At 65.9% G+C, this 9,472-nt stretch carries 12 protein-coding genes and 1 rRNA gene; 7 read left to right on the forward strand and 6 right to left on the reverse strand.

The genetic code is table 11. The features are described from left to right. Positions 1–64: ribosomal RNA gene (locus tag AC1D1W_RS18580) — 16S ribosomal RNA — on the reverse strand; the annotation flags it as partial. A gap of 752 nt (positions 65–816) precedes the next feature. Between AC1D1W_RS18580 and AC1D1W_RS18585 the strand changes: the two genes are divergently transcribed. The 3 genes from AC1D1W_RS18585 (at position 817) to AC1D1W_RS18595 (ending at position 2,623) form a co-directional block, all read left to right on the forward strand. After that, the gene (locus AC1D1W_RS18585) at positions 817–1,710 is read left to right on the forward strand and encodes an SDR family oxidoreductase (RefSeq protein ID WP_476944459.1); all 894 of its coding nucleotides are present in this window, start codon (positions 817–819) and stop codon (positions 1,708–1,710) included. 213 nt (positions 1,711–1,923) lie between these two features. Continuing rightward, a complete protein-coding gene (locus AC1D1W_RS18590; protein ID WP_476944460.1) occupies positions 1,924–2,199 on the forward strand; it encodes a hypothetical protein in 276 nt (91 codons plus the stop codon). Between the two features lie 118 nt (positions 2,200–2,317). Further along, entirely contained in the window at positions 2,318–2,623 is a 306-nt protein-coding gene (locus AC1D1W_RS18595; RefSeq protein WP_476944461.1) for a DUF1905 domain-containing protein, read from the forward strand. Between the two features lie 83 nt (positions 2,624–2,706). Here the strand turns inward: AC1D1W_RS18595 and AC1D1W_RS18600 are convergent, their stop codons facing one another. From AC1D1W_RS18600 to AC1D1W_RS18610, 3 genes are all read right to left on the reverse strand, one after another. Further along, complete coding sequence (locus tag AC1D1W_RS18600; RefSeq protein WP_476944462.1) at positions 2,707–3,174, reverse strand: hypothetical protein; 468 nt, start codon at positions 3,172–3,174, stop codon at positions 2,707–2,709. A 417-nt stretch (positions 3,175–3,591) separates the two neighbouring features. Continuing rightward, positions 3,592–3,933: a YciI family protein gene (locus AC1D1W_RS18605; protein ID WP_476944463.1), complete on the reverse strand. Its 342-nt coding sequence runs from the start codon at positions 3,931–3,933 to the stop codon at positions 3,592–3,594. Positions 3,934–4,105: 172 nt separating this feature from the next. Continuing rightward, positions 4,106–4,492: a VOC family protein gene (locus AC1D1W_RS18610; protein WP_476944464.1), complete on the reverse strand. Its 387-nt coding sequence runs from the start codon at positions 4,490–4,492 to the stop codon at positions 4,106–4,108. 195 nt (positions 4,493–4,687) lie between these two features. On the opposite strand from AC1D1W_RS18610, the gene AC1D1W_RS18615 reads away from it, so the two are divergent. Then, the gene (locus AC1D1W_RS18615) at positions 4,688–5,167 is read left to right on the forward strand and encodes a hypothetical protein (RefSeq protein ID WP_476944465.1); all 480 of its coding nucleotides are present in this window, start codon (positions 4,688–4,690) and stop codon (positions 5,165–5,167) included. Positions 5,168–5,313: 146 nt separating this feature from the next. On the opposite strand, the gene AC1D1W_RS18620 is transcribed toward AC1D1W_RS18615, so the two are convergent. Then, a complete protein-coding gene (locus AC1D1W_RS18620) occupies positions 5,314–5,490 on the reverse strand; it encodes a hypothetical protein (RefSeq protein WP_164468546.1) in 177 nt (58 codons plus the stop codon). A 316-nt stretch (positions 5,491–5,806) separates the two neighbouring features. Between AC1D1W_RS18620 and AC1D1W_RS18625 the strand changes: the two genes are divergently transcribed. From AC1D1W_RS18625 to AC1D1W_RS18635, 3 genes are all read left to right on the forward strand, one after another. After that, a complete protein-coding gene (locus AC1D1W_RS18625) occupies positions 5,807–7,642 on the forward strand; it encodes an AfsR/SARP family transcriptional regulator (protein WP_476944466.1) in 1,836 nt (611 codons plus the stop codon). An 86-nt stretch (positions 7,643–7,728) separates the two neighbouring features. Then, a complete protein-coding gene (locus AC1D1W_RS18630; RefSeq protein ID WP_476944467.1) occupies positions 7,729–7,911 on the forward strand; it encodes a PspC domain-containing protein in 183 nt (60 codons plus the stop codon). A 179-nt stretch (positions 7,912–8,090) separates the two neighbouring features. Then, positions 8,091–9,161 carry a DUF6226 family protein gene (locus AC1D1W_RS18635; protein WP_476944468.1) on the forward strand — a complete coding sequence of 357 codons (1,071 nt, stop codon included), beginning with the start codon at positions 8,091–8,093 and terminating at the stop codon, positions 9,159–9,161. A gap of 130 nt (positions 9,162–9,291) precedes the next feature. On the opposite strand, the gene AC1D1W_RS18640 is transcribed toward AC1D1W_RS18635, so the two are convergent. Continuing rightward, a partial coding sequence (locus tag AC1D1W_RS18640; RefSeq protein ID WP_476944469.1) for a cold-shock protein occupies positions 9,292–9,472 on the reverse strand: 181 nt, incomplete at its 5' end.

Below are 9,472 nucleotides of genomic sequence, written 5' to 3' on the forward strand. Positions count from 1 at the left end.
CGACTTGCATGTGTTAAGCACGCCGCCAGCGTTCATCCTGAGCCAGGATCAAACTCTCCGTTGAAGTAAAACAGACACAACATGCGCCCCCGGGAAAACGGGATGCACACGCTGCACAAAATTTGAAACCAGCCAAATAACACCAGACCACACCACGGGGTGGCGGGCCCGGCAAATTCAACCAATTCAATACAATAAATTGGTATCAACAAACTTGGCACACTATTGAGTTCTCAAACAACAGACACACCCGGCACCACCACAACCAACAATCAGTCAAGGATCGCTCCGGAGCAACTTTTCAAACTTACCCGATCTTGGAAGTCTTTGCAAATTCGCATTTCTGCGATTTACATTCATCCAAGAAGGTCCCCGCCGTTATTTAGCACGCAAATTCGCGAACCATTTTCAGGCTGTTTAGAAGGGGGTCGGTCGCTTTCTTTCCGCATCAGCGGCGGCGACTCGAATTACTTTACACGSCCGGAGGACCCTGCACAAATCGGCCCCCTGAGGTGTCCCCTGGCGTCACATTCCCCGGATCCGCGCGGATTTCGGCAGCTCCCGCCGTCCCCAAGGGCCAGCCGGCCGCCGTCGGGCTTCTGAGGAGTGGGTCACACGCCGCAGGTTCCGCCTGACAGAGAGGAGCCGTGCAACCTCCCAGCGAGCAGCCGCCTCCAGGCGACTGCCCGCCCTACCTAGCCGCCAGGTCCGTTGCGCCGGAACCGCCGCACTGGCTAGGGTTGATTGTAAGCATGCTTAGCATGTGCGTGGAGTGCACATTGTCCGCGCTGAGACCCCAACATCCGGAGGAGCATCATGACTGATCAGTACACCTTCAAAAACCCGGTAACAGCGTACGAACACATCTCACCCCCGAAGCAGAGCCAGCCAGAACCCGGCCTGGATGCCAAGCTGACCCCGAAGGCGGACCTGGGCGAGGACACGTACCGCGGCACCGGCCGGCTCGAGGGCCGCAAGGCGCTCGTGACCGGAGGGGACTCCGGCATCGGCGCCGCCACGGCCATCGCGTTCGCACGCGAGGGCGCCGACGTCGTCCTCTCCTACCTGCCCGAAGAGGAGGAGGACGCCACCCGCATCGCGAACCTGATCGAGAAAGCCGGGCGCAAAGCGATCAAGGTTCCCGGTGACCTCAAGAACTCGGCGACGTGCCGCGAGCTGGTGGACACTGCGGTGCGTGAACTGGGCGGTTTGGACATCCTCGTGAATAACGCCGGCAAGCAAGTGGCGCAGGAGGACATCGGTGAGATCACCGACGAGCAGTTCGACCACACGCTGAAGACCAACGTCTACGCCATGTTCTGGCTGACCAAGGCCGCCGTGCCGCACCTGCCGCCCGGGTCCGCCATCATCAACACCACCTCCATCCAGGCCTACAACCCCTCGCCGACGCTGATTGATTACGCCACCACCAAGGCCAGCATCAACAACTTCACCAAGGGTCTGGCCCAGCAGCTCGCCCCGAAGGGAATCCGGGTCAATGCGGTCGCACCCGGGCCCATCTGGACGCCGCTCCAGCCCAGCAGCGGGCAACCGACGGAGGCCCTGCCTGAGTTCGGCAAGGACACTCCCCTTGGCCGGGCCGGCCAACCGGCAGAGCTGGCCCCGGCCTACGTGTTCCTGGCATCCGCGGAGTCCAGCTATGTCGTGGGCGAGACGCTCAACGTCAACGGCGGCAGCCCCACGCCGTAGTCCATCGCCGCATTCCGGCGCGAACGCCGCGTAAACTGGGTGGTCCTTCCCCACAGCGTCAGGCTGCTCGGGGAAGGGCCGCTGTTCGTGGAGGTGACCCTAGACGGTATGCGGGACAGGGGTCTGGATGAAGCTTCGCCCCGGGCCTATATTTTGCTTAACGGCAATAGCGCGGTCGCACCAAACCGGGCGCGGCGTGTTCAGGAGGAGACCATGACCCCGACACCTAAACAGCCTTTGACTGACGACAGCATCAAAGTCCGTCAGGTCAGCCATTACCAGTTCAGCTGGGTGGCGGGCGACCCCGGAAAGCCTGGCACCTGGACGCTTCAGCTGGTCCTTGATCAAGGGGCATGGGAAGAGCTCCTGACATTGGACGGGCAGGATGCCGAGAACCTGCAGGCGCTCCTTCCCGCGTCGGCGACCGTCTTTTACGATGTGCCGCGACGGACCCTGATGTTCGGGACCACAGCCTCGGGGCAGCACTAGTCGCTTCCGCCGCGCTATTCACTCCCTGCTATGGCACTGCCACCCTGACAGGATGGAACGATCTCTGGGCAGGCCGGCACTCACCGCGCCGACCTTTGGACCGTGCCACACTAAGGGCGTGACGACGTCGTACGCGTTCCGTGCCGAGCTGTGGCACTACCCCGAGCAGGCAGGCTGGCACTTCATCACCTTGCCGCCAGACCTGGCGGAGCAGCTCAAGGACCAAGCCGCTCCGTTCCGGAAGAGCTTCGGTTCGTTGAAGGTGAAGGCCTGCATCGCCGGGCAGCGGTGGTCGACGTCGCTCTTCCCGGACAGCAGGACCAACTCGTATCTCCTCCCCGTCAAGAAGGCCATTAGAACCGCGGCCGGCATTCGCGCCGGCGATGAGGTGGACGTGGAAGTCGAGCTGATTCTGGAGGGCTGAAAACAGGGGCTGGATTGCAGGGGTAACTGCAGGGCGACCCGAACGCTTCTGCTGTCTGCTGAGACGCTGGTTGAAGGAACAGCTCACCGCGCCGGAGATGCCTCCACGAACGCCACTTGCGTGGCGTATTGCTGATAGAGCTTGACGGCCTCGTCGATCTCGATGTGACCGAAGTTCAGCGAGACCTGCAGCCCCTCCAGCTGGGCGCTGGCCGTCTCGGCTGCGCTCACACGGTCCGCCACGGAACGGGACGTGGCAAAGTTTGTCGCCAGCGCCGCCGCAACGGAGCAGATCACCGCCAGCAGACACAGCCCGCGCCACACAATCGAGTCGTCGGCCAGGTTGAAGATGTTCGCCACCGCTTCAGTGAACCCGGTGCCACCGGCGGCGGGGCCGACCGTGAACGCGGCGGCCAGCGCGCTGCCCACGATGCTGATGCTGGCCAGCCGGGAGCGCCGTGGTCGTTCCCTGCCGAGGTAGGACTGAAGGTCCCGTTGCTTCTCGTCGATGCGGTTGGACAGCCTTTGCCGCGTATCGGATGTTTCGTCCATGATCTGGTCCCCGGTTCCCTCGCCGATCGTGTCCGCACGCCTGGAAGGTGGGACTGCCAACGGTCCACCGGTTCCCCAGGGTTCCCCAGCCAGGGCGGGATCTCCCTGCCCCGTGGCCGCTCTCCTCCCGAAACGCGCACACGTTTAGGATGCTCCCGCGCCAATGCGGGTGTCTAGACACTTGACCGACGACGCCGGTGTTCCGCGCCTGTCCGGGGCGGGGAACGGTGCCCCGAGGTTCTCCCGCCGCCGCTATTCGTTCGTCGGCGCCTTCACGTCAGCTCCCGCGTGCATGGCGGTCTCGGTGGGAGGCCGCCAGATGCGGTGGTCTTCGAGAAAGAGGTCCGCCGGTGGAGCAGCCACATGGGCCGTGATCCCCTGGGCGCGGAGCTCAGTCTCAAGTATGAGCAGCATCCTCTAGCTGGCGGAATCGTATTGGAAAGCGCGCACCTCTTGCGCGCAACGGCAGGCGACCGCGATCTTCGCGGCCCACTCCAAGGCCGCCTCGTACGAGGGCAGCTCCAGCACCGAGTAGCCACCTTCGAGCTGCGTCGTCTGCGGGTAAGTGCCCTCGCTCACGGTCCCATCGCCGTCGACCATGACGGGCGGGATGCCCTCATCGATGCCGCCGCCAAACACCCAGACGCCGGCATCCTTCGCCTCCTGGACGACCGCGTGCGACGCATCCGAAACAGCCTGCAGCTCTTCCTCAGGGAAGACCATGGCGGCACTGGGAAACGAGATCAGATACTTGGTCATTCGCGTCGACTCCTTCTTCGCAGCACGGTGAATCGCGTCCATCCTCGCCGATGCCATCGTGCCGCGCAACGGTCACGGCGGGTCCCGCGGAGGCCGGTGCTTGCTCGCGGATCCGCTCGCGGGCGGCCGGCTCCATCTGCCTCACGGTGGCCGTGACGGCGAACCTGGGACGTCAAACAGCACCCGATCCGTACGGGCGCGTGATTGCTTCAAGGAAATGCCCGTCAGGATCCGCGAAGTAGACGCCGCGTCCGCCGTCGTTGTGGTTGATCTGCTGTGGGCGGGACCGTCCCGGGTCTGCCCAATAGGGGATGCCCTCGGCCTGGATCCTTGCGAAGATACCGTCGAAGTCCTCCTCGCTGACCAGGAAGGCGTAGTGCTGCGGGGCGATGGGCCGGTCCGCCGTGGCGAAATCGAGGGCCACCCCGTGGTCAAGAGGCACAGTCATGAAGGACCACATGGCTTGAGGTTCCGGCAGTCCGAGCACGTTGGCGAGGAACTTCGCCGACCGCCGCTTATCCGTTGCGTAGACGATGGTGTGGTTGAAAGCGATCGTCATGCCGACCTCCTCCGGTGTGGTTGTCTGAGACCATCTGACATCCGGCACTCTTCAGATTTCAAGAGCGCCGGCTACGTCCCTGGAAACCTTCATGGCGCCAGTCTCAGCAGGGGAAATATAGGCTGCGATCACGACGGCGGCCCGTAGCCCAGTCTTCGAGGGGGAGCCCTTGACGGGCACTGTCATACTGACGCCATGGCAATCCGAATGACACGGCGTGGAACGGTACTGCTGCGGTACGGTGCCGCGGCTGTCCTGCTTGTCGCTGCCCAGCTGGCGGGTTTTTGGTTCCACTCAGCCGGCATTTACCAAGGCACCGCGAACGTTCCGCTCGCCGAATTTCCGGAGGACGTGGACGTTTTCTACGTTCTGACCTTCGCGCCCTCCATGATCGGACTCAAATACCTGGTCTACGACTTCGCGGTTAGGGCGTTCACGAAGACCTACAGGACTCCTGCGCTGCTCGTCTGCTTCTTCGTCGGCTACGCGGCCGCATTGGCCATCGACGCCGCATGCCTATTTTCGGCGTCGAAGCCAATAGCCGATGCAGGGTTCGCCATCATGGGCGCGATTTTCCAAACTCCGTTGGTCCTCTTCGCATTTGGGACCGCAATCGCCGCGACGGTCCTTCTAAAAGACCGGCCTCCTCAGACCGGGGCTACGCAGGCCCCGTGAACGGACGCGGCGGTTACCCGAGCAGCGCCGCCGCGAAGGGCTGAACTCCACACGGCACCGCACGACGTCGGGCCTGACCTCCGCCTCCCATGCTGGAGGTGGGGGTCAGGCCCGTGCGGTTACTGGCGTGTGGTTACCGGATTCGGTCAGCCCTGGAGAGACCGCAGGGATGCGTACGGTTCGCTGGGCAGGTTGCCTGCCATCCAGGGGCGGGTGGACCGGATGGGAGGGGTGTGGCCCCGGCCGTCGCGGACGACAGCGACGATGGTGGCGACGGCTGCGAAGACCAGGAGTCCGGCGAGCAGGAAAGCGGCAAATTCCATGTGAAGAGCACCTCGGGCGAGTGATGGAGCTGGTTGTTGGGGCTGATGATGGATCAGGTTGTTGGGCCGGAATCCCGGGAGATCGGTGCGGGTTTAGTTTGCGGCTGGGGTTCAGGTTTCCGGTCCTCTTGTGGGGACATGTCCAGTTTCCGCACCCACCGTGTGAGCCACCGTGTGAGCATTTTCCGCTGCGATTTCCGCCCGCTTCCCGCTCCCTTCGGCTCCGATCAGGCGCCGGCCAGGCGCCGTCGCTCCCCCGCCGCACGCCCGCCGTCGGCCCCTCCCGTGCGCCCGCTGGCGGCGTAGCATGACTCATATGGCCGAGACTTGGATTCGGCTCCTCGGTCCGCCCCGGATCGAGTCCGCTGGCACCGCACCCCGGCAGCCCCGGGGCCGCAAGGCGTGGGCTGTGCTGGCCTACCTCGCGCTGCAACCGGGCGGCACCGGCCGGGCCCGGACGGCGGCCCTCCTGTTTCCCGACGCCGAGGACCCGCTCGGCGCCCTGCGCTGGAATCTCTCCGAGCTGCGCCGGACCCTCGGCGCGGATTCGGTCGGCGGCGACCCGCTGCGGCTGGTGTTGCCGGCCGGCTGGAACTGCGATGTGCTTGCCGCCCTGCAGCCAGCCGGCGGCGCCGACCCCCGCACCTTCGACGGCGACCTCCTGGAGGGTCTCGCCTTTGAAGAATGCCCGGCGTTCGAGTCCTGGCTGGAGGACCAGCGGCACCGGCTCGAGAACTCCGTCCTGACGCTGCTCTACGAGGCATCGCTCGCCGCGCTGGCGGCCGGAAAAGCGGACGACGCCGTCGACCTCGCCACCCGCGCGCTGCACCTGGACCCCTTCAACGCCGACTGCCACGCCGTGCTGATCAAGGCCTTGGTGTCCCTGGGTGACTACCGGCGGGCGCGGGAGCAGGCCGACAAATGCCGCGAGCTCTACCGCCGGGAGCTCGGGCTCGGCGTGCCGGCTGAGGTGCGCCGGGCACTGGCAGATGCGGCGCCCGCCGCAGAGCCGGGGCTGCCGGCCAGTGGGGCGGCAGTGCGGTCCTATCTGGATGCTGCCGAGGCCTCGCTCTCGGCAGGCTCCGTGGACCGCGGGCTGGAGCAGTTGCGCCTCGCAGCCGAGATCGCGCAACGGACCGGCGACCAGCATCTGCTCGCCGAATCCCTGGTCACCTTGTCCGGGGCGCTGATCCATCAGGCCGGCGGCCGCGGCGCCGAGGTGGCCGACCTGCTGCACCGGGCTTTGAAATCGGAAGGGTTGGACCCGGAATCCCTGGCGTCGGGGGGACGGAACCCCGCGGGGCCGGCGTCGCGGGTGGCGGCGGCCGCGTACCGGGAGTTGGGGTACCTGTCCGTGCAGCGGGGCATTCCGGACCGTGCGGCCGGCTGGCTGGAGCAGGCGGCCCGGGCGGCGGACGGGTTCGACGACGAACGCTCCAGGATCCTAGCCATCCAGGGCATGGCGGCCTCGGACACCGCGCACTACGGTGAGGCGCTGGCGGCTTTGGCGGAATCGAGCCGGCTCGCCACCGCCGTTGGCGGCCGCCGCCTACTGGCGTTCAGTGCGGCCCTGACCGGACGGGTGCATCTGCTGCGCGGGGATCTGGAGCCGGCTACTGAATGCCTGGACCGGGCCCAGGAACTGATCGCGGCCGAGCATTGGACGGCGTTTGAGCCGTTTGTCGCCGGCCTGCGCGGCGAGACGTTCCTCGCCGCCGGCCGGCTGGAGGAGGCTGCACCGCTGATCGACCGCTCGTGGGTGATGGCCGACGTCGCCGGCGACCATTGCTACCTGACCCTGGCCGCGGGGGCCAAGGCGAGGCTCAGCATGGCGCTGAACGATCAAGCCGCTGCCGAATCCTGGCTCAAGCGCGGGCTCGACACCACGCCCTGGTATCTCTGGTACCGGGCGCGGCTGCTGGACACCGCCGCCGAGGTCGCGATCGACGCCGGCTCCCCCGCCGCCGGGGACTACGCCGACCGGCTGGGCACCATGGCCAGCCGCGGCGCCCTGCGCGAACTGGTGGTCCGGGCGCACTCGCACCGGGCGGTCCTGGGCGATGCCGCCGCCGCGGAGACCATCCCGTGGCTGGCCAAGGACATCGATAACCCTGCTCTCAACACCTACCTGGCGCGCCGCGGCCAGCTGTGACGCCGGGCTGCGGCGTGCTGTGGCACTGGGCGGCAGGGGCGAAAGACACTGCTGACTCGACGGGCGCCTGGTGCTACGGTAGCGAAATGTCAGCAATCTTGGTTCGACCCAGACGCGGCAAAATCTTCGCAGGCGTGTGCGCTGCCTTGGCCGACCGTTTCGAAGTCCCCCGGGCTTTTGTCCGGCTCGGGTTCATGTTCTTCGGCCTGTTCGGCGTGGGCGAGTTCGTCTACATCGCGTTGTGGATCCTCATCCCCCGGGACGGCTAGCCGCAGGGCAGGACCGCCGCACCGAGCGCAGCTTTCATCGCTGGAATGAGTAACCCCCTCCATCGCGCTACCCCATGCCCTAGGATCGCGGTATGGGGTCAACTGAGGACTTGTTCGAAGGGCAGCCGTCCGGATTGCCGGAGCCAATGGCCCGGGGTAGGGCCCTTTATCAACCGGCGGTGGGCGAACCGGCCAAGGTCAGGCACGTCGGAGGCTACGCCCCGTTCATCGAATTTTGCACCGGCCGCGGAGTCCGGCCCGAAGAACTGGCCTCGGATCCTGAGCGGCTCATTTCGTTCCTGCGCACGTTCAGCTCTCACTTTGAAAACGACAGCACGCTCAGTGCCGCGGCGGCCGTCTTCGCCGGGAACGCCATCGCCCGCCTGAGACCGGACGCGCACTGGACCGCCTACGAAGGCGCGCCTCCCACGGTGGGAAACCGGCAGCGGCAGTTCGACGTCGACCGTCTGCTGGTGGCTCTGCGCAGCGCGGACGAAGAATCATTAGGTGGGTTCGTTTCCGCGCTTTTGGACTGGGCCCGGGAGGAAGTGGATGAGTCCCCAGCAATGCAGCCCGTTCCGGTATCACCCACGGCAGGACAGCCCCGCTATGTCCGGCCGCACCTGCCGGCGACGACCTACTGCTCCGGCGGTGGGGAACCCATTCCCTACGGCCGGCAATGGGGCGCTGAGGGGCCCGATCCTGATTCTTACAGCGTGGACAGCCACCCGGAGCGTTTCGCCGGACTTCACGTCGTCGCGCGTGGTCTGATCGACTATCTGGCTACAGCGTATGACGTCGACGTCCATGAGGATCCGGCCCATACCAGGGACCTGCTAATCAAGGTCCGGGGCGTGCTGCACGCAGTTCGGGTCACCCCGCGGCGTTCCGGAACGGCGCCACTGACGTTTGTGCTGACCGGCTATCCGGGCGTTGTGGTCCACGCCGGCGTGCTGCACGATTTCCCGTTCCCCGTGTGCGGCTGCGACGCATGCGACGAAACGGCTGAGACAGCAGCGGACCGGATGGAGCTGCTGGTGCTCTCGGTCGCGGCCGGCGGATACGCCGAACGCTACCCGGTTGGCGGCCGGCGGTGGAGCGAATACGCGCTCTCCGCATTCGACGGCTCCGGCTCGGAAGGCGGAAGTGGCGAACCCGGCCCCGTCTCCGCCACCCGGCTCCACGAGGCAGAGATCCGGCTGCGGGAGGTAGACGGCCCGTGGCGTCCGTGGCCGCTGCGCGGGACCTGAACTCCGACGGCGGTGCCGCGCCGCCGTCGTCGTCCCTGTCTTGGAAGCACGGGTGGGTTAAACAAAAGCAGGGCCCGTCCGAAGACGGGCCCTGCTCGAAACCTAACGGTCCCGGGTATCCAAAAGGAAATTAGATAGCCTGGATGTTGGTGGCCTGGGGACCCTTGGGGCCCTGCTCGGTTTCGAAGGAGACCTTCTGGTTCTCTTCGAGGGAGCGGAAGCCGGAGGAGTTGATCGCAGAGTAGTGTGCGAAAACGTCCTGTGAGGAGTCATCGGGGGAAATGAAGCCGAAGCCCTTTTCAGCGTTAAAC

This window comes from Arthrobacter sp. P1_B4 (genome assembly GCF_056406555.1).